We start from the raw sequence: 23,713 nt of genomic DNA, 5'->3' as shown, positions 1-23,713 counted from the left end.
GATTCGCGGGGTCGAATTCATTTCCATCACCCTCCAATTTTATTATATTTTATTCGACAATTCTAAAAAGTTTCCTTCAGGCAAAAAAAATTCTTACAGTGAATAATTTTTTATTCGAAAAAGATTTCAGACTTTTTGATTTACTTGATTTATAAACTATTAAAATATATTATATTAATATAGAATTCTTTAATGCGTAAAAGCGTTTAAGCAAAAAAGAGATTACTAGTTGAATTTAGAAGGGTAGGAGCATCTTGGAAAAAAATCATCAAGGATTAAAAAGAGGGTTATTACCGCGGCATGTTCAGTTTATGGCATTAGCCGGAATGATTGGGACCGGAATTTTTAAGGGAAGTTCTGATACATTAAATATCGCTGGTCCAGGTGTCGTAATTACTTATTTTATTGGCGGAATATTATTGTTAATCATTATGGCGGCTTTAGGTGAAATGGCTGTTGCCTATCCAAACTTAAACGTTCAGCATTTAGTTAATAAAGCATTTGGTTTCCAAGTATCGTTCATTGTTGGATGGCTCTACTGGATTAACTGGATCATTGTAACCGTTGTTGAACTCCTCGCTGCAGGAAGTTTCCTGAAATTCTGGTTTCATTCTGCACCATTATGGCTTCTAAGCCTGATATGCGGATTATTAATTGTGGGAATTAATTTATTTCAAGTTAAATACTATGGTGAGCTTGAATTCTGGTTTGCAGGAATCAAAATTTTCGCCTTAACAGCTTTTATTATCTTAGGAGCATCAATTTTAACAGGAATAATCCCAAGCTCCATTCATGACCCGTTCACCAATTACACGGCACACGGAGGTTTTTTCCCGCATGGCTTTAGTGGAATTGCCAGCGCCTTTCTAGTCGTCATGTTTTCCTACGGCGGAGCAGAATTAATTGGGGTTGCTGTTACCGAGACAAAGAATACTGAAAAAGTTATGCCAAAGATCGTTAAAGGGGCTGTTTGGCGTGTCATCATCTTTTATATCTTCCCAATCCTCGTTATTTGCGGCATGGTCCCATGGGACAAGGTATCGGGAATAGATAGTCCTTTTGTTCAAGTATTAAGTATTTCTGGGCTGCCTGGTGCTGCTCATATCATGAACTTTGTGCTCTTAACAGCCGTTCTTTCAGCTGCCAATTCAGGTATCTATGCCACTTCAAGAACCCTATTTTCAATGGCACAAAGTGGTGTCGCTCCGAAAAGTTTATTAAAGATTTCTAAAACAGGAATTCCTATAGCAGGAATTTTGATTACTGGTGCGTTTATTTTGGCAGGTGTCTTTCTAGCCTATATCACACCGGACCAGGTCATTAGCTATTTAATGACAATTCCCGGGTTTACGGTCATGTTACTTTGGATTAGCATTTGTGCAGCCCAGTTAAAGTTACGCCCTAATTATAAAAGCAAACCATTTTTCCGGGTAAAAGGATTCCCGTTAACAACAATCTTTGCGATTGTTGCATTAAGTGTAATTTTTATAGGATTTCTCTTAAATTCCAATAATCTGATTGGTTCAACTGTTTGTTTGGTGATTGTTGTCGTTTTGATTGTCCTTTCTTTTACAACACGAAAAAAATAAAAAACATAACCACCCAAAGGGTGGTTATGTTTTTTTAGGCTTGATTACCTTGACAGGTCCTATTGATTGATGGCTATCGTGCTCATCAGATTCCACAAGCCGCCTGAGCGCAGACAATTTATTTTCCCAAAAGATTTCAAAGTATTGAAGCCAATCTTTTAATTCGTATAGTGGTTCGGGTTCAAGCTTGTAACGGGTTTCTCTTCCTACCCTTCTTTCCTTGACCAGTCCGGCATCTGCCAACACTCTAAGGTGTTTGGAAACAGCAGTCCGGCTGATCGGGAATTGTTCACTGATCACGGTAACCGGGAGCTCTTGATGACTCAACAGCTTCAGCAGCTTTCGGCGCGTCGGATCAGCAACAGCCTGAAAGACATCATGCTTAGCAGTAGATGCTGCCATTTAGGCCTCAACATATCCTTGCAATTTTTTAACAAGCCCTGCCCAACCCTTGTTCATATTCTCGCGGATTGGGGTATGCGGTGCACCAAATTCAGTAACCTTATTCGCATCCCAACCACCATGGATAAGGGTAAATTCAGTTTTTCCTTCGAGTTCTTTTAATTCAAAAGTGAGCGTCCAATCTTTCCCCCAATTAAAGGAAAGACGATTTGGCGGATCGACATGTGTAACCTTACATGGAGACATCCCAAATTGTCCTGCATTTAAATGAAATTCATTCCCTTCGAACGGTTCCATATCATTTGGCATAAACCAAGCGGCAAGTCCTTCTGACGTTGCAACAGCAGCCCATACTTTTTCAATTGGAGCATTATAGATTTCTGTATACCTAATATCCTGTAATGTTTCGTTTGTCATTTTAAAAGACCTCCACAAAAATGTTATTGTTATTTTGCACGCACAATACGAAACCATTTGGTTTCACATAAAGAATAATATAACACCTTTTGGTTTCATGTCAATTTTTTTAAAAAATAATGGCTGTTTGCGCAAACTTTGTTGCTCTGAATAAGGAGAGTGGTTGATTGGAACGTAGGGATACTCGCTTTCCGCGGGGCGGCGGTGAGCCTCCTCGGAGCACAGCTCCTGCGGGGTCTCACCTGTCCCGCTGCTCCCGCTGGAGTCTCGCACTTTCCGTTTCAATCAACCGGTTTATCAACAGTTTGCATTTTCAAAGCTTATTTTAAAAATAACAATCTTTTAGAAAGAGCCAAAATAAAAAAGGCAATTCTACAATAAGTAAAGTCACCTTTTCTGAATCATTTCATACAGAAATTACGCTTGGGATACGCCTTGTTCGCCAATGTATGGGGCAAGCTGCAAAAATATACTTTTTCATGAATATGTTGTGAGGCAAAAATGCATTCTGTCACTCCTCGTTACTTTTTCTGTCTACCAATACTTACTTAAACCTTTTGGAAAAAGTTTCTTTTAAGAGGAGCTGAAATTTTTGGTACAATCAAAGTAAATTTTCTACTTGAGGTAATTTTATGATAAATAGTCAATACTTGCGAAGTGTACAATTAAAACGTTCTCAGGTTCCTTCATTTAAAGAATATCCTTTTAACCTTCCTAGTCTAAGGTCTTTAGATGAAATTGATTTCCACCCCAATGTTACCTTCCTTATTGGAGAGAATGGAATGGGGAAGTCAACTCTATTAGAAGCGATTGCGATTGCACTGGGGTTTAATCCAGAAGGTGGTTCACTAAATTTTAATTTTTCCACCTTTGATTCGCACTCACCTCTTGGGGACTATTTGAGAGTCATAAAGGGAATTAATCGGCCAAGTGATGGATTTTTCCTGCGTGCAGAAAGTTTTTATAATGTTGCTTCAAACATTGAGGAGTTAGACCGGGAAGGCGGTGGCCCTCGTATCATCGATTCTTTTGGGGGAGTCTCACTTCATGATCAATCACATGGTGAAGCTTTTTTCGCTACCTTTCTACATCGGTTCCGCGGAAATGGGATTTTTTTATTGGACGAGCCGGAGGCCGCCCTTTCGCCGCTAAGACAAATGTCCATGCTGACAAGAATTCATGATTTAGTTCATAATCATTCACAATTTATTATCGCAACCCATTCCCCGATTATTATGGCTTACCCAAATGCGAAAATCTTTGAATTTACGGAGGAGGGCATTTACGAATGCCCTCTTGAAGAGACGAATCATTATAAATTGATGAAGCAATTTTTTGAGAACAAAGATAGGATGCTTCATCACTTGTTAAATGGGTAATTTTTTTGCTTCATAGTCGGCAAAGCGACCGTTTTCCCGATTTTTTCATTTAAAGGGTCGCTTATATCCCTTTTAAGCGACCGGCTCCTCGGAATTTTTGCTCTTTCGGTCGCCTATCACACATTAACTCTTCCCAACTATTGAACAATATTTTTCCCATAAAAAATTTCGTCCATTTCCATTTTGATTCTTTCTGTGATTTCAATATGTTCATTAGGGGCTAGTCTTTCTTTTGTATATCCAAAAAGGTAATTATTTAAATCAAATTCTCGCAACTTGCATTTTGTGTGAAAAATATGCTCTTGGTAAACATTCACATCGATCATATCAAACATTTCGCCAACGTCTTCAGGAATATAATTTTGAATCGAGCTGATTTCATGATCAATAAAAAGCTTATGACCACTTTTATCTCTTGTAAATCCGCGCACACGGTAATCCATAATCATGACGTCAGTTTCAAACGAACGGATTAAATAGTGCAGCGCTTTAAGCGGCGAAATTTCTCCACAGGTAGAAACATCAATATCAGCCCTAAATGTACTGATACCTTCATCGGGATGATATTCAGGATATGTGTGAACGGTAATATGACTTTTATCCAGTTGCATAACGACCGACTCGGGGAGTGGTCCTGGTGATTCCTCAAATGATTCGGAAGGAGCGTGCTCAACCGGGCCTTCTGATACTAAAAGGGTCACACTTGCTCCTGCCGGCTCAAAATCCTGGCTGGCGATATTTAAAACATGGGCCCCAATGATGTCGGAAACATGCTTTAAAATCTTGGTTAATCGGTCCGCACTGTACTGCTCATCAATATATTGTAAATAGGCTTCACGCTCTTCTTTCGTTCTTGTAAAACAAATATCATACATATTAAAGCTAAGTGATTTCGTCAGGTTATTAAAGCCATGTAACTCAACCCGCTGCTCATGTGTCAGCTTCATGGTAAACTTCCCCCTTTTCAAAAATCCCAAGTAAATATTTATAGATTACCCACTGTTTAAGCTTGTTATTTGCTTTGGTGTTTATTTGTTTTTTATCACCTACTTATGGAAAATAATTGAAGGTGAAGTAAAAAAATGAAAAAAAGCAACCAGCTGGTTGCTTTTTCATTGCTATCTTATTTCACTTGATATTCTATCAATAACTCTATTTCCTCATCCGTTAACTCACGATATTCCCCAAGTTCCAGGGTCTCATCCAATTTCAGTGATCCCATCGAAATCCGCTGAAGGTACACGACTTTTTTCCCTACGGATTCGAACATTCTTTTAACTTGATGAAACTTCCCTTCCGTAATCGTAAGTTCAATATCAGAACGAAGCCCAGATTTTAAAATCTTTAACTCTCCTGGCTTCGTTTTATATCCATCATCAAGTGTTACCCCCTCCGCAAAAGCACGGACATCCTCCTCTGTTACCTCTTGGTCAATTACCGCAAAGTAGGTCTTTGGAACATGCTTTTTCGGGGAAAGCAAACGATGGGCCAGCTGACCGTCATTGGTAATCAGGAGCAGCCCTTCAGTGTCCTTATCCAGCCTGCCGACAGGGAATGGCTCATAAACTTGATCTTCCAGCTCCAGGAGGTCAATAACCGTTTCACAGGAATTATCCTCGGTAGCGGATAAAATTCCCTGCGGTTTATTCATCATTAAATAAATAAACTCTTTATATTCAATTACTTCACTGTTTAAGGTTACGGTTTCTTTATTTGGATCCACATGTTGCTTGGCGTCTTTTACGATTACATCATTGACCTTCACTGCACCACTTTTGAGAAGCTGTTTTACTTCCTTACGGCTTCCGTAGCCAAGGTTCGCCAGCATTTTATCAATTCTCATTCCATATGCCCCCTTTTGAGAAGGTTTTAGACTCTTAGATGCAGCTTTTGCTTGATCCGATCAACACGATCACCAAATAACCGGTTGATTAGTCCTGATTTTAAACCAAGATATAAATAAATTGCCGCACCAACTGCTGCCGTAACAACAATAATAATTAGAGATTGCCCCTTTGAAGCTGGTGACAGGAATAAGGTCAATCCCCTATAAGCGATTTCACAACCTGCCCACATACAACCAGCAAAAATAAAGATTAGTAAGCTTCTTCGAAAAACTAGCCCATACTGAAACCCTATAAATTTTTTAATGACAAATAAATTGATGGCGATGGCTGCCGTGTATCCAAGAGTCGTTGCAAGTACTGCCCCTTGTGGTCCCCACATTTGTATCAGCGGAATATTTAACGATAATTTTATTAGTAATCCTACAAGCAAGGTTAACACCGTAAAACGCTGTTCATTGATTCCTTGTAAAATGGATGCCGTTACGTAGTACATTGCAAACAAGATAGCGACAGGGGCATATGCCCTTAATACTTCCACACCAAGCATTTTATGTTCATAAAATACGGTATAAACCGGTTCCGCTAGTAAAGAAAGTCCAATGGCTGCTGGTAAGGTTAAGTAGAGCAGCACCTGAAATGCTTGATTTAATTGACGATTCAGCCCGTCTCGGTCTTCCTCAACAAATGCCTTCGTAATACTTGGCACCAGCGCCAACGAAAAACCTGTTGCAAGAGAGACCGGGATGATGACAATCTTATGAGACTCAAAGTTTAAAATCGAGAAGGCTGATTTCGCAAAATCCGTTGCCCCCAATGCACGGTAAAAAGTAAATTGATCGATAGCCTGGAATAACGGATTGTTGATTCCTACAAATACAAACGGTGCTGCATATAAAACGATTTCTTTATAAATTTCCTTCAAGGAAATATCGATTGTCCCTTTATCCTTTAGTAGAAGCTCATCTAAATAATGCTTCCTTTTAAACCAGTACCAAAATAACATCAATAAACTTCCGATTGCTCCCACAAAGGCAGCAAAAGTTGCGACACTGACAGCTTGGACAGTGCTGCCTTTAAACCAATTCAAGACAACATAGGCACCGGCAAGTGTAAACGCAATCCGGACAATTTGCTCAATCACCTGTGAAACAGCCGACGGTCCCATCGATTGATGACCTTGGAAAAATCCCCTGATTAAACTCATAAACGGAACCACGATTAAAGCAAAGCTGACAGCCCTGATAACAGTTGTGATATCTTTTAAACTTGATCCAACTTCCTCATTTTTCGTAAACATCATTTCAGCAAAAAGAGGTGCTGAAAAATACAGAATTAAGAAAGAAGCAAACCCGGTTAATAGCATGATGAGGAGGCCAGATTTAAATAATTTGCGGCCGACGGCATATTCCTCAAGGGCATTATATTTTGAAATAAACTTTGAAACAGCAAGCGGTACCCCTGCTGTTGCAATACTGATAAAAATGGTATACGGAACATAGGAATATTGGTAAAGTGCTGTTCCAGAGGACCCGACAATTTGATAAAAAGGTATGACATAGAATAAGCCAAGAACCTTTGATAAAATGGTCCCAAGGGTTAATATAAACGTTCCTCTTAAAAGCTTAGACGACATAGAATCCCTTCCTACTTCGAAAAGCGTAAGCGCCTTGTTCAGCACCGACATCTGCTTGCGGCCCAGACGGTGAAGTCGTTCTTTGACTTCATCTGCTTGACCGAAGCAACCTAGGAAAAAAGCAGTTCATTTTTTCTCTTGAGGGGCAGGACGCTTGCGCTAGACAGTATTCATGTTTAAAATTTTAAAATATGTTCTTTCTCAAAATTAATTCGACTTTTTTTGCACACTATAGTAGTTTACAACTGTTTGCGTTCTAACGCTACTAACAATCATATTAAATTTTTTTGAAATATTTATTTCGGTTTTCTTTTTCGAAAATATGGTAAGGTTTATAATGAAATAGTTTAACCAAAAATTACTAGGAACATAAAGATGGTGAAAGAATGGAATTTGATGTAATCGTTATTGGCGGCGGCCCTTCAGGCTTGATGGCTGCCATAGCTGCCGGTGAAAAGGGTGCGAAAGTCCTGTTGATTGATAAAGGAGACAAGCTAGGCCGAAAGCTGGCAATTTCCGGAGGCGGACGCTGCAATGTGACCAACCGGCTCCCCATAGATGAAATTATTAAACACATCCCAGGGAATGGCAAATTTTTACACAGTGCGTTTTCCATTTTCAGTAATGAGGATATTATTGCCTTTTTTGAAAAATTGGGGATTGCCTTAAAAGAGGAAGATCATGGGCGGATGTTTCCTTTATCGAATAAGGCCCAATCCGTCGTAGATGCGCTCTTACAAAAACTAGAACAATTAAAGGTTCGTGTATTTAAAAACACAGCCGTAAAGGATGTTATCTATGAAAACGGGCAGCTTGCAGGAGTTTTATTGAGGGATGGTCAAAAAATAATCGCTAAATCAGTTGTGATTGCTGTGGGCGGGAAATCTGTTCCCCATACAGGGTCAACCGGGGATGGGTATGCATGGGCGGAGAATGCGGGCCATACTGTAACCGAGTTATTCCCAACGGAAGTTCCTATCACCTCAAGCGAACCCTTTATCCAAAAGAAAACTTTACATGGTCTCTCCTTAAGGAATATCGAATTGAGTGTTTTAAATCCAAAAGGTAAGCCGTTAATTTCGCACCGAATGGATATGATCTTTACTCATTTTGGAGTCAGCGGCCCAGCTGTTTTACGCTGCAGCCAATTTGTTGTGAAAGCAATGAAAAAATGGAATCTTAAAGAGGTAACCATGAGCCTTGACATCCTCCCTGACAAAAAAGGGGAAACCCTTTTTCAAGAAATTAGTAAGCTTTTAAAAAATGAACCAAAGAAAAGTATTAAAAACACCTTAAAGGGGCTTTTACCTGAGCGGTATCTATTGTTTTTACTGGAAAACAATGAGATTGATCCTGCTGCACAGGGTGGGACCATTTCCCACGAGAAAATTCGCAGTTTTGCAAAAAGCTGCAAGCAGTTTACCTTTAAAGTAAACGGCACATTGCCACTTGAAAAAGCATTTGTTACGGGCGGCGGGGTTTCCGTAAAAGAAATCGAACCGCAGACGATGGCTTCAAAAATGACGAGTGGTATATATTTTTGTGGCGAAATCCTGGATATTCATGGCTATACAGGCGGCTATAATATTACCTCCGCACTCGTAACCGGCCGGCTCGCCGGAACAAACGCTGCCTTATTCGCTAAACAGGCCTGACGCATTGTCAGGCCTTGTAAATGATCATTGCCGAAAAACAATAGATTTGCTCTTCCTCTTCTTCCTCTGTCATCGCCGCCACATTATATTTAATATCTAACAGACTTTTTTCATCCAATCCTTTTAAAAACCGGTTCATTTCCTTTTCCAAGTCCTTCTCATGCTCCCGGTCAAATAGTTTAACCTGAATCATTTTACTCTCTCCCATTCCTTTTTTCCTTTATTATTTCCTTATTTTCAGAATTTTAAAAATCAAAGCTCGTAAAAATTTAAAATTAATTAAAGCTTCGGCTTATTAACAACTATCGGAAACAAGGAAAAGAGCAGTATAAGACCAAAAGAAAAACCGATTCCGCAGTGGAATCGGTTATTTGGTTTCACCAGACCAGTTCATCATGCCGCCAATCATATTGCGGACTTTATAGCCTTGGTCCTGCAAATAGTAACAGACATTTTCACTGCGGCGGCTTGAGCGGCAAATGAAGATATATTCTTTATCCTTATCAAAATAATCAAGGTTAGCCGGAATGTCTCCCATCCGGATATGTTTCGCACCCGGAATCATTCCTTCAGCAACCTCTTCATCTTCACGAACATCAACAAGTTCCAGCTTTTCCCCTTTAGCGAGCTTATTTTTTAACTCTTCCGGAGTAATAATTTGAATTTCTTCCACCTTAACCATCCCTTCATAAAACATCCCCCAGCTTTTTTAAACTGGAGGATGTTCAATTGTATTAGTTTGCAACAATATTTACTAGTTTACCTGGAACGGTAATCACCTTACGAACGGTTTTCCCTTCAATTTGTTCCTTCACCCGGTCATCATCCATGGCGATTCCCTCTAATGCTTCTTTGCTGGCATCTGTTGGAACTTTCAGCTTCGTTTTTACTTTCCCATTCACTTGGATGACAATTTCCACTTCTTCATCCACCAGCTTTGCTTCATCATATGCAGGCCATGTTTCATAGGAAATTGTACCACTATGGCCTAATTTTCCCCAAAGTTCCTCTGTAATATGTGGGCAAACAGGTGAAAGTAGCTTAACGAAGCCCTCCATATAATCTTTAGGAAGTACCGTTGATTTGTAAGCATCATTAATAAAGACCATCATTTGTGAAATCGCTGTATTGAATCGTAAACCTTCATAATCCTCTGTTACCTTTTTCACGGTTTGATGATAAATTTTTTCCAAATTACCTGCCTCTTCATTTGGCTGGATTTTTGGATTTAACTCTCCATTTTCTTCTACTAATAAACGCCAGATCCGGTCAAGGAAGCGGCGGGAGCCGTCAAGTCCATTTGTTGACCAGGCAATCGAGGCATCAAGCGGCCCCATGAACATTTCATATAAACGAAGTGTATCAGCGCCGTGGCTATTTACGATATCGTCCGGATTGACGACATTTCCTTTTGATTTACTCATTTTTTCGTTGTTTTCACCTAGAATCATTCCCTGGTTAAATAGCTTTTGGAATGGTTCCTTTGTTGGCACAACACCAATATCGTATAAAAACTTATGCCAGAAACGAGCGTAAAGTAAGTGAAGGACAGCATGCTCTGCACCGCCAATATAAGTATCAACAGGGAGCCAATGCTTTAATTTTTCTTCTGAAGCAAGTGCCTCTGAATTTTTCGGATCGATATAGCGTAAATAATACCAGCAGCTGCCTGCCCATTGCGGCATCGTGTTGGTTTCACGACGGCCTTTTTTACCTGTTTCCGGATCGACTACATTTACCCACTCTTCGATATTGGCAAGTGGAGATTCACCTGTTCCAGATGGTCTAATTTCCGTCGTTTTTGGAAGCATTAATGGCAGCTGGTCTTCCGGTACAGCAGTCATTGTGCCATCTTCCCAATGGATAATTGGGATAGGTTCACCCCAATAACGCTGGCGGCTGAATAACCAGTCACGTAAACGGAATGTTACTTTCTTTGTACCAATCCCTTTCTCTTCAAGCCAGGTAATCATTTTTTGAATCGCTTCTGCTTTATCTAATCCATTTAAAAAGTCAGAGTTAATATGTTCTCCGTCACCAGTGTATGCTTCTTTTTCAATATCTCCACCGGCAACAACCTGCTTAATTGGCAAGTCGAATTGCTTTGCGAATTCGTAATCGCGTTCATCATGAGCCGGTACAGCCATGATTGCCCCGGTTCCATAGCTTACTAATACATAATCGGCAATCCAGATTGGCATTTTTTCGCCGTTTGCAGGGTTAATAGCATAAGCACCTGTAAATACGCCTGTTTTTTCTTTTGCAAGATCTGTACGCTCTAAATCGCTTTTTGTTTTAACTTTCTCTAAGTAAGCCTCAACTGCCGGACGTTGCTCAGCAGTTGTAATTTTATCAACAAAGGAATGTTCAGGTGCAAGCACTGAATAGGTTGCACCAAAAAGGGTATCCGGTCTTGTTGTGAACACAGTGAAGGTTTCATCATGTCCATCGATTTGGAATGTAACTTCTGCGCCTTCAGAACGGCCAATCCAATTTCGCTGCATTTCTTTCAAGCTTTCAGGCCAATCAAGCTCTTCAAGGTCTTCCAGCAAACGGTCAGCATAGGCGGTAATTTTTAATATCCATTGCTTCATTGGGCGGCGTTCTACCGGATGTCCGCCGCGTTCACTTTTTCCATCAATCACTTCTTCATTTGCTAAAACGGTTCCAAGTGCAGGACACCAGTTAACCGCCACTTCATCAATATAGGCAAGACCTTTTTCCCAAAGTTTTAGAAAGATCCATTGTGTCCATTTATAGTATTCAGGATCGGTTGTATTTACTTCACGGTCCCAGTCATAAGAGAAACCTAGTGATTTAATTTGCCTGCGGAACGTGTTAATATTGTGTTTTGTGAATTCTGCCGGATCGTTTCCAGTATCCAATGCATATTGTTCTGCCGGTAAGCCAAATGCATCCCAGCCCATTGGGTGAAGAACATTATAGCCCTGCATCCGTTTTGTACGAGAAAGGATATCAGTTGCTGTATAGCCTTCAGGGTGTCCGACATGAAGTCCGGCGCCGGATGGATATGGAAACATATCTAAAGCGTAGAATTTTCTTTTTTCATACTCTTCGCTTGTTTTGAATGTCTTTTCTTCTTCCCACTTCTTTTGCCATTTCTTTTCAATTTGTTGATGATCGAAGCTCATTGTTTGTTGCCTCCTATAAAAAAATAAAAAACCTCTCATCCCAAACAGGGACGAGAGGATTGTATGTATCTTCCCGCGGTACCACCCACATTAGTGTGAAAACACTCGCTCATTCTCCTTAACGCGGTAAACGGCAAACATTACTCTTCTTTCGTGCCTGCAACTCCTAGGCGAGTTCATGATGTACCCGATTGACTTTCACCAGCCGTCAATTCTCTAAAAACGGGCAGGAACCATTACTATTCCTAATCCATGTTTTTCAATATAAAGATATACGGATATTGTATAAAATTTCCCGGCAATTTGCAAGAAAACAAAAGCCTAAATTCAGAATTGCCGCATTCCTAAAATTTTAAACATAAAAAGGACAAAGAGAGTGCTAAGCCCCCTTTGTCCGCGTGAGGTGGACAAATCCTTAGATTTGTCTACGAACGGTGCCTGTCACCATTACACGATCGTAGATGAATGTTGTGATGATGGCCACTATAAATAATGCAATTAATACGGTAAACAGTGTAGACATGCTATATAAATCGGCGATGATTCCGCCTAATAGCGGGCCAATCATTCTGCCTCCTGTGGCGGTGCTATTGACAATTCCTTGATAAAATCCTTCCCGCCCCTTAGGTGATAAGGAAAACGCAACGGTTGGCACCGCAGGCCAAATAAACATTTCACCAATTGTTAAAATAATCATACCTGCAAGAAACCCAGGAAAAGCACTAGAATTACCAGCTACGACAAAAGAAATAATAAAAATAATAATTCCAGTTACCATCTGTATCTTTAACGTAGTAGCCCAGCGCTTTAAAACACTACTTAAAAGTGGTTGACCTAGAACAATGAGAGCACCATTTATCGTCCATAACAAACTGTATTTTGATAAAGAAATATGGATTTCTTGTGTATAGGATGCAATGGTTGTGGTCCATTGGACATAAGCTACCCAGCATAGCAAGTAACCAGAACATAGGATCAATAATGCTTTTAGATTCTGTTTGTTTTTTACCTGGATAGGTTCTCCCGGCTTTATCTTTTGTTTTACAGGGCTTACAGTAATATTCCTATATCCAAACACTGCAATGAATAAAAAGATAATATACATAAGTGCATTTGCAAGAAAGATTAATTGCATGGAATATTCTGCAACAATTCCACAAAGAGCGGCCCCGATAGCTACACCAAGGTTTTGAGCAACATACACTGCATTGAAGGCTTTACGTCCACCCTCAATCCATACCGAGCCAGCCATGGCGTACATTGCCGGAAAAATAATTCCTGTCCCCAGTCCAATGATGGTCAAAAAGATCACATATTCTGGCCAACCATGCCAAAATGAAAGTCCAATAATCGCAAACAATGAAATACCAATGCCTGCTAGAATAGATTTATAACCCCCATACTTATCAAAAAAACTTCCGCCAATTAGGTTACCAATGACACTCGCACCAGAGTTTAGCATGAGAACAACCCCGGCCATCGATAAACTTTTTCCTAAATGATTGTGGATATATATTGTATTTAAAGGCCATAAAAAAGAAGAGCCAGTGGAATTCACTGCCATCCCGATAATTAACAGCCATAGTGCACGTGGCATGAAAATTCTCCTTTACATTTAATTATTTCGAAACCCTACATAAGTGTAGTTTACTTTTACCTGACGTGCAATCCTTTTTCTTAGCCTTATTTCGACGAAAAGATAAATACCCTCAACATACCGTTGAGGGTGTATAGACCAAGTTAGGATGATTGGTCTTATTCTTGATGAAATTTCGATTTTACAGGCTGGCCGCCTGATTTTTCATATTTCATTTTAGCTTGTTTTACCAAGTCCACATCCTGCCCTAACTCCAAATCATTATTGTTGATTCCATTACGTGTTTTTTGTTCCGGGTTTTGTTGTTTCGAACGTTTTTTCACCAGGTTTTCCTCCTCTTATGTTCACTCAAATATCTGTGTATTTTGATAGGGGCCCTGTAAAATCATTGTATTCTGTACCTGCTGCAGCTGCAGTCTCATTCTGTGGAGTTGTTCCCTCTGCTGTGAATTTGCGAATTGGGCCATTTTACAAATGTCCTGGTACGTTTCTTCAAGTCCTTGTAAGGCTTGTGTATAATCATCATTGTTGTAATGCTGTTGAAGGCTGCCTTCTCGATATTGCTCTTGAGCGAACCGAATAGCATCCTCACATTGCTGAATTAAATGACTCATTGATTCACGAGTAGCCATTTAAGAACCCCTTTCCTATTGCTGTTACACCTGAAGCGTACCGCTTCAATTCTTATTTTGTTCCCGATTCCTTTTCCTATAACAGCAAATAAAATCCATTTGGATATGGCTTTACTTCATGATAAAATTTATTCTATGTGCTTATATATAAATTTTTTATAAGGAGGTTTTCGTATGCTTGAAACGAAACCTTTTTCATATGCATTAGATGATAAGCGGTACCATACATGGAATTACCATCTACGCCAGCAATTCGGCCATAAAGTTTTTAAAGTGGCATTAGATGGCGGGTTTGATTGTCCGAACCGCGATGGTACGGTTGCCCACGGCGGGTGCACTTTTTGCAGTGCTGCCGGTTCTGGGGATTTTGCCGGTAACCGTGCCGAAACATTGGAAACACAATTTCGTGAAATAAAAGAAAAAATGCACACCAAATGGAAAGATGGCAAATACATGGCCTATTTTCAAGCTTTCACAAATACCCATGCACCCACCCGGGTCCTTCGTGAGAAATATGAGACTGTCCTCAAACAAGAAGGGGTTGTCGGTTTATCGATTGCTACCCGTCCGGATTGTCTTCCAGATGATGTGGTCGAATACCTGGCAGAATTAAATGAAAGAACCTATCTTTGGGTTGAGCTTGGATTACAAACGGTTCACGAACGAACAGCCCTGTTAATTAACCGTGCTCATGATTTTCAATGCTATGTAGATGGCGTAAATAAATTACGAAAACATGGAATACGCATTTGCTCACATATTATTAATGGGCTCCCGCTTGAAACAAACGAAATGATGATGGAAACTGCCCGCGCGGTAGCAAAACTGGATGTTCAAGGAATTAAAATCCATTTACTTCATCTTTTAAAAGGCACGCCTATGGTGAAACAATATGAAAAGGGCATGCTCGAGTTTCTTTCTCAGGAGGACTATGTAAACTTAGTATGTGACCAATTAGAAATTTTACCACCTGAAATGATTGTTCATCGGATTACCGGTGACGGACCGATTGACCTTATGGTCGGACCGATGTGGAGTGTAAACAAATGGGAAGTTTTGAACTCAATTGATGCGGAGCTAAAAAGAAGAAACAGTTGGCAGGGGAAATTTTTTCAAAGGGAGAATATCTGATGAAATTAGAGAGAATTCTTCCTTATGCCAAAAAGTTACTGACCAAAGCTGTAAAACCCGGTGATATCGCGATCGATGCAACACTTGGAAATGGCTACGATACCCTTTTTTTAGCTGAGCTTGTTGGAGAAACCGGCAAAGTATATGGCTTTGATGTTCAGGAAGAAGCGATTGCCGCAAGCCATGCCCGTTTATCCGAACATGGCTTGCTCGAAAGGGTTACACTTTTGCATGAAGGACACGAGAACATAAAACAAAAAATTCTCGCTGTTGATTATGGTAGAATTACAGGGGCAATTTTCAATTTGGGATATCTGCCAGGCAGTGATAAAACGATCGTAACGAAACCCAATACAACCATTTCGGCAGTAGAACAACTATTAGAAATTATGGAACCGGAAGGAATTATCATTATGGTCATTTACCATGGGCATGAAGAAGGTTCCATTGAGCGGGATGCCTTACTGGAATATTGCCGAAAAATCGATCAAAAGTCTGCACATGTCTTAACTTATCAATTTATTAACCAGCAAAATAACCCGCCATTTATTGTAGCGATTGAGAAACGTTAAAAACCAGGCTTTAGGGGCCTGGTTTTTTACTTTACAATCAATCTTGTTACAAATGTTGGTACCCATTTTTGAAAAGACCGGTAGGCCAGTCCATTAATATAAAAGAAATAACTAATGATTCCGCCGGTTTTGATGATTTCCTTTGCTAATTTGCGAACATTCTTTTGCTTCCTTACTTTGCTATCTGATAAATAAATCCCCAACAACCCCCGATTAATGAGCTGATGGAATTTCTTATGTGGAAGATATTCCGTATGCCGGTCCGCTTCTAAAACAAAATGCTTTAACCGTTTAAAAAGCTTTTCCTGATTTTCATAATAGAAACAAAAATTTAAATCTCCGCCCTTAATGTCTTCCTCTTGGTCAATAAAATAATCTAATAAAATATGCAGTCCCTGTATATAAGGAAAATACCCTTTACGAATATTATCCGCATCCTTTGCCTGGAAATCCTCCCGCATTGCATAGGAAACAAGACAAAAGATTCCAAGGGTCGAACCGGAGCAAGCGGAAAACTCATACCACTCCATGTCCGGAAGCTGATTTTTATAATGATCAAACCAATTTTCTAGCCTAGCTACACGTTCCTCTTTTACCACATGCTTGTGAATTTGCAAATCACAATAATAGCTGCAAAGCTCATGAAGATATTTCTTAATCAGCGGATAATTTTCCATGTCACTTAGCACTGAACGGCAGGTTGCGGCCAAATCATATAAATAATCATCATCATCCTGGTCTTCGCGCAGCCGATAATAATTTTTCCGTTTGACTTCTATAGTAAGTGCATCTGCCATGGATTCATGCAGGGCGGCAAAATCATTCGGATCAAGAGATGTGCTTCTGTCACAAAGATTGTCCAAATAATCGCTGATGGTTTGATAAGCAACAATAAACTTCACAGCTTTTTTATAATGCTTCCCTGCCGTTAATGCCAGAATTGCACCACCTTCGCAGTGGAATGTTTTATGTTCAATGCTGGCCAGTGCCTGGGTTCTTAATTCTTGATTAGGAATATTTTCCGCACGTTTTTTCCAATAGCTCAATTCTTGATGAACAGCTGGAATGATTTTACGGTATACATTCGACATTAGATTAATTGGCGTCATCGAGAAACTCATCATTCCACACCTCTTTTTAAACAATGTACCCAATTGCTTTTAATTGACTCGCAACAAAATCCTTTGCGTATTCAAATACTTCTTCCCGCTCTGGTTCATTGAATATTTCATGATATAATTTTGGCCATTCCTTATATCTTTTTTCAGAAAATGGCGCATGGTTAAACCAATTTTTCACCGCTTTATTATTGACAATCTTATCATCGCCACCTTGCATGACAAGGATAGGAACATCATGTGTCTTTTCTAGGTTCATAAATGCAAGTTTTATCGCCGCTGATAATTCTCGATACCATCGGACAGAAACCCTCGTAACATATAGGGTATCATTTACATCTGCTTCCCTGACATTCAAATTCCTTGTTGCCATTTCCACAGTTAAACCCGAATTGATTCGAAAGGAAGGAAAGATACTATTCATAACAAATGCTAGGAACTCTAAAAATTTGGATGGAGTTTTGACAAGCCCAAGGCAAGGGGAAGAAAGAATTATACCGGCTATGTTCATTTTTTCCTCTTGCAAAAGTCGAATTGAGATTAAGCCACCCAAACTGTGGCCTAGTAAAAATACAGGTAAATTATAGCTGGAAGCAGCATGTACCCATTCCTTTACTTCTATTATGTATTCATCAAAGGAATCAATATGACCTCTGCGGGATCTGGTTGTCATCCCTTGGCCGGGAAGATCGGCCATGATTACATGAAAGCCCGATGTTCTCCACATTTCAATCAGCCAGCCGTAGCGGCGATGGTGTTCCATTGCCCCATGCACCATCACAATAACCGCCTTAGCCTCCCCTTCTGCTTCCCACTTCCACATGACCCTTCCTCCTAAATACAAAAACATCGTCCTAATATTTATTTTATTTTAACATAAGTTACAAAAATGACATGCATTTACAGGTCATCATTTCATATACTTTTTTAGAAAAGCCCAGTATATAAATCACTGCAAACAAAAAACTAAGGGATAATGGTAAAGTTCCCTTAGTTTTTTAATACTGCCGGTTCTCTTTTAAAATTCCGCTGAAAGGCATACTTTTCTTCAATATAAACCTGGTGCCAAATCATAAACATGAGCACGGTCCAGATTTTTCGGCTGTAATCACCTTTACCCAGACAATGATCATCCAATAGCTTCAATAAATAACTTTTATTGATTAAATGGTCGGTTTCGCTTTCGTGGATAATCGATTTCGCCCATTCATTCATTTCGTCCTTCAACCAATGCCGGATGGGTACAGGAAACCCAAGTTTTTTACGATGTAACACATGGTCTGGTACAATCCCCTCTACTGCTTTTCTTAAAATATATTTTGTCGTACCATTCGCTGTTTTAAAACTCTCAGGGATTTTCGAAGCAACTGTAAAAACCGACTTATCTAAAAAGGGGACACGCAGTTCTAATGAATGTGCCATCGTCATTTTATCAGCCTTCAGCAAGATATCCCCGCGCAACCATGTATGAATATCGATATACTGCATCCGATCAACCGGGTTGTATCCAGTTGATTCTTGATATAAAGGCTTTGTAATATCTGTATAGTATATGCCCTCCTGATAAACATTTAATAACTCTCGCTTTTCTTCTTCCGTGAACATTTTGGCGTTGCCAATGTAGCGTTCTTCCATTGGTGTTACCCCGCGTTCAATAAAGCTTTTTCCCTTTGTTCCTTCAGGCATAACGGATGCCATCCATTTTAAAAATAATTTCACGATCCTTGGGATTTTAGTAAAAACTTCTAATGATTGCGGCTCCCGGTAAATATTGTATCCACCAAAAAGTTCGTCAGCCCCTTCACCTGAGAGAACAACCGTCACATGCTTTCGTGCTTCACGGGCAACAAAATAGAGCGGAACACATGCCGGGTCAGCGAGAGGGTCATCCATATGCCACATGATTTTTGGGATTTCAGCCATATATTCCTCCGGTGGAATCACATAGCTTATGTTTTCAACTCCAAGCTTTTCCGCTGTTTCTTTCGCTACATCAATTTCACTAAATCCATTCCGTTCAAAACCGACAGAAAACGTTTTGATCGCCGGGTGAAATTCCTTTGCTAGTGAAACAATAATCGAAGAATCAATCCCACCAGAAAGGAAAGAGCCGACGGGTACATCACTTCGCATATGGATTTTTACCGATTCAGTTAATACATCCCTTATTTCTTTCATTATTTCCGATTCCGATCGGTTTACAGGATGAAACTGAGCTCTCCAGTATCTATTGATTTCCATAGAAGAACCAATTTTCTTGGTAAAACAATGACCCGGCTCTAATTTTTTTATTCCTGATGATAAGGTTTCCGGTTCGGGGACAAATTGATAGGTAAAATAATGCTGCAGGGCATTATAATTCAGAACTTCGTTTTTCCGAGCCAGCAAAATGCTTTTTTTCTCGGAAGCAAAGAATGTTCTTTCTTCATCTTCATAGTAAAAAAAAGGTTTTATCCCAAACGGGTCCCGTGCTCCAAAAAGTTGCTGCTCCTGTTTATCCCAAATGACAAAGGCAAACATGCCGCGAAGTTTTTCAACCGCACGTTCTTTTAGATGGCTGTATAAAGCGATAATCACCTCCGTATCAGAGCTTGTTGCAAATTCCAGGCCTTCCTTTAAAAGATCTTCACGCAGTTCAACATAGTTATAAACTTCACCATTAAAAATAATCCAATAACGCTCATTTTCGTATGTTAACGGCTGGTGTCCACTTTCAATATCAATAATACTTAAGCGGCGAAACCCAAATTGGATATAATCATCATAGTAAAATCCATCATCATCTGGTCCACGATGTGTAATGATATCATTCATGGTTTTAAATTGCTGTTTTTGCTCTTCACTGCAATCTTTTGGTTGATCATGGACACAGCCAATAAAGCCGCACATTCTGTACTCACCCACTTTAATTTAGAAATTGGATAATATCCAGTTTTCACCTTTTTAGGGTGACTTAAACATCCTATTCTTTTAACTATTTATGTATGTGACGAAAATAAGAAAAGAGAGTTACGCGTTTCCCGTAACTCTCTTTCAAAAATTTATTGATTTGCTTGTTCTCTTAAAGCATCTGCTTTATCTGTACGCTCCCAAGGAAGATCTACATCTGTACGTCCAAAATGTCCGTATGCTGCTGTTTGTTTATAAATCGGACGGCGAAGGTCAAGCATTCTGATAATGCCTGCAGGACGAAGATCAAAGTTTTTACTTACTAACTCAACCAAGATATCTTCGCTCACCTTACCAGTACCAAAAGTATCAACAGAAATGGAAACCGGTCTTGCTACACCAATTGCATAAGCAAGCTGTACTTCACAGTTTTCGGCAAGTCCGGCAGCAACGATGTTTTTCGCTACATAACGCGCCGCATAGGCTGCAGAACGGTCAACCTTTGTAGGATCCTTACCGGAGAATGCGCCGCCGCCGTGACGGGCATAACCACCGTAAGTATCAACGATAATTTTACGGCCTGTTAAACCTGCATCCCCTTGAGGTCCGCCAATTACGAAACGGCCTGTAGGGTTAATGAAGTATTTTGTATTTTCATCAATCAGTTCTTTTGGTACTACCGGGTTAATCACGTATTCCTTCAAATTGCGTTGAATTTGCTCAAGACTAATTTCAGGATGGTGCTGAGTAGAAATAACAATCGTATCAATACGAACAGGTTTATCGTTTTCATCGTACTCAACGGTTACCTGAGTTTTTCCGTCCGGACGAAGGTATGGGAGTATCTCATCTTTACGAACCTCGGTCAAACGGCGAGCAAGCTTGTGTGCAAGTGAAATTGGCAAAGGCATTAGCTCTTTAGTTTCATTACAAGCAAATCCAAACATTAAACCTTGGTCCCCTGCACCAATTGCTTCAATTTGTTCATCGGACATTTGACCTTCACGTGCTTCAAGTGCCTGATCAACGCCCATTGCAATGTCTGGTGATTGTTCATCAATCGAGGTTAATACCGCACAGGTTTCGGAGTCAAAGCCATATTTTGCACGATTATAACCAATTCCCTTAATGGTTTCACGAACAATTTTTGGAATATCCACATAAGTAGAAGTGGTGATTTCACCGGCAACAAGGACAAGTCCGGTTGTAACTGAAGTCTCAGCTGCAACGCGGGCATTCGCATCCTTGGCTAAAATGGCATCTAAAATGGAATCAGAAATCTGGTCACAAATTTTATCCGGGTGACCTTCCGTTACTGATTCAGAAGTAAACAAACGACGTTTTGTTGACAATCTGTATTCCTCCTAAATTTATTATATGAGGTTATTGTGCCGGTTTCTAAAACCTTTTAACCTCGGGTTGATACGGTACTCATTCCCTTAGTAGTATGAAATAAATACGGGTATATTATGAGAAAAACAACCCATAGTACATTTTCAAGGGTAGAAATAAAAGATTATTGCACCAAAACAAAAAACCTTTCCAATTGAGGAAAGGTCAAGAGCATACTGTTTCCGCGCCTTTCACTCTTATCGTTCAAGGTCTAGCCTTGCCTCAGGTTTAGCACCTTTGCTTAGAAAATGACCAGTTAAAAAAGGAATATCCTTTTTTCGACTGCTTTCCTCATATAGCAGGTTGCTGGGTTTCATCGGGCCTGTCCCTCCACCAGCTCGGGATAAGAGAGTATCCGTTCAATTTTAAATCTTAACCTACTGTGTCGAAGGATGTCAATCAATTTTTTTAAAAATAAAACTTTCAATAATATCAGCTAAAAAATCAATTTTTGTAAAAAATAAATATAAATGTACAATTTGTCTAATTAAAATCATTAATTTATGAATACTGTATGATATGTAAGTTATTTTTCGAATTAGTATAGACTAATAAATTAAATGTGTTATACTTTTTAACAAGATGCAGTTGTTGCTAAAAAAAATAAAAAGGAAGGTCCCATCCAAATGAATTCTGTTCATATCCCAAATGAATTAACTCAATTATTAGCGGAAAAAAATATCCAAATCCAATTGTCCGTACCGCAATTAGTGGAGAAAGTTTTAAGTCGTAATGAAGGAACCTTAACATCATCGGGTGCCATCAGTGTGGCAACTGGAAAATATACAGGGCGTTCCCCTCTAGACAAGTTTATTGTGGTTGAGGAATCTTCAAAGGATAAAATCGACTGGGAAAATAATCAGTCTATTTCAGAAGAAGCATTCACTAACCTTTATAATAAAGTACTTGATTATTTAAAAACAAAAGAAGAAATTTTTGTTTTTAAAGGATTTGCAGGTGCAGATAAAAAATCCCGATTGCCAATTCAGGTGGTAAATGAGTATGCATGGCATAACCTATTTGCCCATCAATTATTTATTCGTCCAAATGCAGAAGAGCTTTTAACACATGATGCCGGTTTTTCTGTGATTTCTGCACCAAATTTCAAAGCAAATCCGGCTATTGACGGAACAAAATCCGAAACTTTCATTATTATTTCTTTCGAGCACCGCACTGTTTTAATCGGTGGTACTGAATATGCCGGGGAAATGAAAAAATCCATTTTCTCCGTTATGAATTACTTACTGCCTGAAAATAATCTTCTTTCTATGCACTGTTCTGCCAACGTGGGCCAAGAAGGAGATGTTGCTTTATTCTTCGGTCTTTCCGGAACAGGTAAAACAACTTTATCAGCTGATCCAAATCGCAAATTAATTGGTGATGATGAACATGGTTGGTCATCAAATGGGGTCTTTAATATTGAAGGCGGCTGCTATGCAAAGACCATTAATCTTACTCGTGAAAAAGAACCGCAAATCTTTGATGCCATTCGCTTTGGAACGGTATTAGAAAACGTGATTACTAACCCTGAATCGAGAATTCCTGATTATGATGATAACACATTAACGGAAAATACGCGTGCAGCTTATCCGCTACAAGCGATTGATAATATTCTTGACCCAAGCATTGCCGGTCATCCAAATACGATTGTATTTTTAACTGCAGATGCTTTTGGTGTCTTACCTCCAATTGCTAAATTAACGAAGGAGCAGGCAATGTACCATTTCTTGAGCGGGTATACCTCAAAGCTTGCCGGTACTGAACGTGGAATCACTTCACCGCAAGCTACCTTCTCAACTTGCTTTGGTGCACCGTTCCTGCCGCTTCCGGCTAAACGTTATGCCGAAATGCTTGGTGAGAAAATTCTTGAGCATGGTGCAAATGTTTTTCTTGTTAATACAGGCTGGACTGGCGGAGAATACGGTGTGGGCAACAGAATGAAGCTTTCTTACACAAGAGCAATGGTTCAGGCAGCTCTTGAAGGCGAATTAAATGAAGTTGAAACCATTCAGGACAAAATTTTTGGTCTGCATATTCCGCTTCACATTGCAGGCGTTCCGGACGAGGTTCTTCAGCCGAACAAAACATGGTCTGATGCTCATGCTTATGAGCAAAAAGCAAAAGAACTTGCAGAAAAGTTCCGTCAAAACTTCAAAAAGTTTTCAAATGTCCCTGGCAACATCGAAGAAAAAGGCGGTCCAATCGCGTAATATAGTAAAAGAGGAGCTTCAAATTATAGGAGCTCCTCTTTTTTTAACCCTCTTTTAGGTTCATCTGCGATAAAACCACTTTTATCTGCGAACCGTTT

At 39.7% G+C, this 23,713-nt stretch carries 21 protein-coding genes, 1 riboswitch and 1 other annotated feature; of the genes, 6 read left to right on the top strand and 15 right to left on the bottom strand.

What is annotated here, in order from left to right:
* The first annotated feature begins 254 nt into the window (after positions 1–254).
* Positions 255–1,589 (top strand): amino acid permease, encoded by a 1,335-nt coding sequence (locus tag BIV60_RS15995; RefSeq protein WP_071356702.1) that lies wholly within the window; start codon positions 255–257, stop codon positions 1,587–1,589.
* Between the two features lie 24 nt (positions 1,590–1,613).
* Here the strand turns inward: BIV60_RS15995 and BIV60_RS15990 are convergent, their stop codons facing one another.
* Both BIV60_RS15990 and BIV60_RS15985 read right to left on the bottom strand, forming a co-directional pair.
* Positions 1,614–1,991: an ArsR/SmtB family transcription factor gene (locus tag BIV60_RS15990; RefSeq protein ID WP_071356701.1), complete on the bottom strand. Its 378-nt coding sequence runs from the start codon at positions 1,989–1,991 to the stop codon at positions 1,614–1,616.
* The gene (locus BIV60_RS15985; protein ID WP_071356700.1) at positions 1,992–2,408 is read right to left on the bottom strand and encodes an SRPBCC family protein; all 417 of its coding nucleotides are present in this window, start codon (positions 2,406–2,408) and stop codon (positions 1,992–1,994) included.
* 632 nt (positions 2,409–3,040) lie between these two features.
* On the opposite strand from BIV60_RS15985, the gene BIV60_RS15975 reads away from it, so the two are divergent.
* Positions 3,041–3,787, top strand: coding sequence for an AAA family ATPase (locus tag BIV60_RS15975; RefSeq protein ID WP_071356698.1), 747 nt, complete (start codon positions 3,041–3,043; stop codon positions 3,785–3,787).
* A gap of 137 nt (positions 3,788–3,924) precedes the next feature.
* Here the strand turns inward: BIV60_RS15975 and speD are convergent, their stop codons facing one another.
* From speD to BIV60_RS15960, 3 genes are all read right to left on the bottom strand, one after another.
* The gene (gene speD / locus BIV60_RS15970) at positions 3,925–4,734 is read right to left on the bottom strand and encodes an adenosylmethionine decarboxylase (protein WP_071356697.1); all 810 of its coding nucleotides are present in this window, start codon (positions 4,732–4,734) and stop codon (positions 3,925–3,927) included.
* Positions 4,735–4,910: 176 nt separating this feature from the next.
* Positions 4,911–5,630 carry a pseudouridine synthase gene (locus BIV60_RS15965; RefSeq protein WP_071356696.1) on the bottom strand — a complete coding sequence of 240 codons (720 nt, stop codon included), beginning with the start codon at positions 5,628–5,630 and terminating at the stop codon, positions 4,911–4,913.
* Between the two features lie 26 nt (positions 5,631–5,656).
* Complete coding sequence (locus BIV60_RS15960; RefSeq protein WP_071356695.1) at positions 5,657–7,267, bottom strand: putative polysaccharide biosynthesis protein; 1,611 nt, start codon at positions 7,265–7,267, stop codon at positions 5,657–5,659.
* A 386-nt stretch (positions 7,268–7,653) separates the two neighbouring features.
* On the opposite strand from BIV60_RS15960, the gene BIV60_RS15955 reads away from it, so the two are divergent.
* Positions 7,654–8,922 (top strand): BaiN/RdsA family NAD(P)/FAD-dependent oxidoreductase, encoded by a 1,269-nt coding sequence (locus tag BIV60_RS15955; protein ID WP_071356694.1) that lies wholly within the window; start codon positions 7,654–7,656, stop codon positions 8,920–8,922.
* Positions 8,923–8,929: 7 nt separating this feature from the next.
* Here the strand turns inward: BIV60_RS15955 and BIV60_RS15950 are convergent, their stop codons facing one another.
* From BIV60_RS15950 to BIV60_RS15925, 6 genes are all read right to left on the bottom strand, one after another.
* On the bottom strand, positions 8,930–9,115 hold the full coding sequence (locus BIV60_RS15950; RefSeq protein WP_071356693.1) for a sporulation protein Cse60: 186 nt from the start codon (positions 9,113–9,115) through the stop codon (positions 8,930–8,932).
* Between the two features lie 174 nt (positions 9,116–9,289).
* Complete coding sequence (locus BIV60_RS15945) at positions 9,290–9,595, bottom strand: rhodanese-like domain-containing protein (protein ID WP_071356706.1); 306 nt, start codon at positions 9,593–9,595, stop codon at positions 9,290–9,292.
* Positions 9,596–9,656: 61 nt separating this feature from the next.
* Positions 9,657–12,074 carry a leucine--tRNA ligase gene (leuS, locus tag BIV60_RS15940; protein ID WP_071356692.1) on the bottom strand — a complete coding sequence of 806 codons (2,418 nt, stop codon included), beginning with the start codon at positions 12,072–12,074 and terminating at the stop codon, positions 9,657–9,659.
* 43 nt (positions 12,075–12,117) lie between these two features.
* Positions 12,118–12,336 (bottom strand) — a binding site (T-box leader).
* Positions 12,337–12,489: 153 nt separating this feature from the next.
* Positions 12,490–13,671: an MDR family MFS transporter gene (locus BIV60_RS15935; protein WP_071356691.1), complete on the bottom strand. Its 1,182-nt coding sequence runs from the start codon at positions 13,669–13,671 to the stop codon at positions 12,490–12,492.
* A 158-nt stretch (positions 13,672–13,829) separates the two neighbouring features.
* Positions 13,830–13,994, bottom strand: coding sequence for a glycogen biosynthesis protein GlgD (locus BIV60_RS15930; RefSeq protein WP_071356690.1), 165 nt, complete (start codon positions 13,992–13,994; stop codon positions 13,830–13,832).
* A 21-nt stretch (positions 13,995–14,015) separates the two neighbouring features.
* Positions 14,016–14,303, bottom strand: a complete 288-nt coding sequence (locus tag BIV60_RS15925) for a YtzC family protein (protein ID WP_071356689.1) — start codon at positions 14,301–14,303, stop codon at positions 14,016–14,018.
* 174 nt (positions 14,304–14,477) lie between these two features.
* Here BIV60_RS15925 and mnmL point away from each other — a divergent pair, with 174 nt between their 5' ends.
* Positions 14,478–15,434, top strand: coding sequence for a tRNA modification radical SAM protein MnmL/YtqA (gene mnmL, locus BIV60_RS15920; RefSeq protein ID WP_071356688.1), 957 nt, complete (start codon positions 14,478–14,480; stop codon positions 15,432–15,434).
* On the top strand, positions 15,434–16,006 hold the full coding sequence (mnmM, locus tag BIV60_RS15915) for a tRNA 5-(aminomethyl)-2-thiouridylate-methyltransferase MnmM (protein ID WP_071356687.1): 573 nt from the start codon (positions 15,434–15,436) through the stop codon (positions 16,004–16,006). The genes mnmL and mnmM overlap by 1 nt, the downstream gene beginning before the upstream one ends.
* Positions 16,007–16,032: 26 nt before the next feature.
* On the opposite strand, the gene BIV60_RS15910 is transcribed toward mnmM, so the two are convergent.
* The 4 genes from BIV60_RS15910 to metK all read right to left on the bottom strand — a co-directional run bounded on the left by BIV60_RS15910 (position 16,033) and on the right by metK (position 21,365).
* Positions 16,033–17,127, bottom strand: coding sequence for a tetraprenyl-beta-curcumene synthase family protein (locus BIV60_RS15910; RefSeq protein ID WP_071356686.1), 1,095 nt, complete (start codon positions 17,125–17,127; stop codon positions 16,033–16,035).
* 16 nt (positions 17,128–17,143) lie between these two features.
* The gene (locus BIV60_RS15905; protein WP_071356685.1) at positions 17,144–17,947 is read right to left on the bottom strand and encodes an alpha/beta hydrolase; all 804 of its coding nucleotides are present in this window, start codon (positions 17,945–17,947) and stop codon (positions 17,144–17,146) included.
* Positions 17,948–18,114: 167 nt separating this feature from the next.
* Positions 18,115–20,013 (bottom strand): asparagine synthase (glutamine-hydrolyzing), encoded by a 1,899-nt coding sequence (gene asnB / locus BIV60_RS15900; RefSeq protein ID WP_071356684.1) that lies wholly within the window; start codon positions 20,011–20,013, stop codon positions 18,115–18,117.
* Positions 20,014–20,165: 152 nt separating this feature from the next.
* Positions 20,166–21,365 (bottom strand): methionine adenosyltransferase, encoded by a 1,200-nt coding sequence (gene metK / locus BIV60_RS15895; RefSeq protein ID WP_071356683.1) that lies wholly within the window; start codon positions 21,363–21,365, stop codon positions 20,166–20,168.
* 234 nt (positions 21,366–21,599) lie between these two features.
* Positions 21,600–21,755: riboswitch (SAM riboswitch) on the bottom strand.
* Positions 21,756–22,031: 276 nt separating this feature from the next.
* Between metK and pckA the strand changes: the two genes are divergently transcribed.
* Positions 22,032–23,615 carry a phosphoenolpyruvate carboxykinase (ATP) gene (gene pckA, locus BIV60_RS15890; RefSeq protein WP_071356682.1) on the top strand — a complete coding sequence of 528 codons (1,584 nt, stop codon included), beginning with the start codon at positions 22,032–22,034 and terminating at the stop codon, positions 23,613–23,615.
* Positions 23,616–23,713: the final 98 nt, after the last annotated feature.

The organism is Bacillus sp. MUM 116, from assembly GCF_001866655.1.
Lineage (GTDB): Bacteria > Bacillota > Bacilli > Bacillales > Cytobacillaceae > Neobacillus.
The sequence above is the reverse complement of the archived record's forward strand: the minus strand, read 5'-3'. Positions and strand labels throughout refer to the sequence as shown.

Coding starts and splice junctions, on each gene's coding strand:
- BIV60_RS15965 (WP_071356696.1), bottom strand. CDS start 5,630: ATGAGAATTGATAAAATGCTGGCGAACCTTGGCTACGGAAGCCGTAAG.
- leuS (WP_071356692.1), bottom strand. CDS start 12,074: ATGAGCTTCGATCATCAACAAATTGAAAAGAAATGGCAAAAGAAGTGG.
- BIV60_RS15990 (WP_071356701.1), bottom strand. CDS start 1,991: ATGGCAGCATCTACTGCTAAGCATGATGTCTTTCAGGCTGTTGCTGAT.
- BIV60_RS15910 (WP_071356686.1), bottom strand. CDS start 17,127: ATGAGTTTCTCGATGACGCCAATTAATCTAATGTCGAATGTATACCGT.
- speD (WP_071356697.1), bottom strand. CDS start 4,734: ATGAAGCTGACACATGAGCAGCGGGTTGAGTTACATGGCTTTAATAAC.
- mnmL (WP_071356688.1), top strand. CDS start 14,478: ATGCTTGAAACGAAACCTTTTTCATATGCATTAGATGATAAGCGGTAC.
- BIV60_RS15975 (WP_071356698.1), top strand. CDS start 3,041: ATGATAAATAGTCAATACTTGCGAAGTGTACAATTAAAACGTTCTCAG.
- BIV60_RS15905 (WP_071356685.1), bottom strand. CDS start 17,947: ATGTGGAAGTGGGAAGCAGAAGGGGAGGCTAAGGCGGTTATTGTGATG.
- mnmM (WP_071356687.1), top strand. CDS start 15,434: ATGAAATTAGAGAGAATTCTTCCTTATGCCAAAAAGTTACTGACCAAA.
- BIV60_RS15950 (WP_071356693.1), bottom strand. CDS start 9,115: ATGATTCAGGTTAAACTATTTGACCGGGAGCATGAGAAGGACTTGGAA.
- BIV60_RS15925 (WP_071356689.1), bottom strand. CDS start 14,303: ATGGCTACTCGTGAATCAATGAGTCATTTAATTCAGCAATGTGAGGAT.
- BIV60_RS15935 (WP_071356691.1), bottom strand. CDS start 13,671: ATGCCACGTGCACTATGGCTGTTAATTATCGGGATGGCAGTGAATTCC.
- asnB (WP_071356684.1), bottom strand. CDS start 20,013: ATGTGCGGCTTTATTGGCTGTGTCCATGATCAACCAAAAGATTGCAGT.
- BIV60_RS15955 (WP_071356694.1), top strand. CDS start 7,654: ATGGAATTTGATGTAATCGTTATTGGCGGCGGCCCTTCAGGCTTGATG.
- pckA (WP_071356682.1), top strand. CDS start 22,032: ATGAATTCTGTTCATATCCCAAATGAATTAACTCAATTATTAGCGGAA.
- BIV60_RS15985 (WP_071356700.1), bottom strand. CDS start 2,408: ATGACAAACGAAACATTACAGGATATTAGGTATACAGAAATCTATAAT.
- BIV60_RS15960 (WP_071356695.1), bottom strand. CDS start 7,267: ATGTCGTCTAAGCTTTTAAGAGGAACGTTTATATTAACCCTTGGGACC.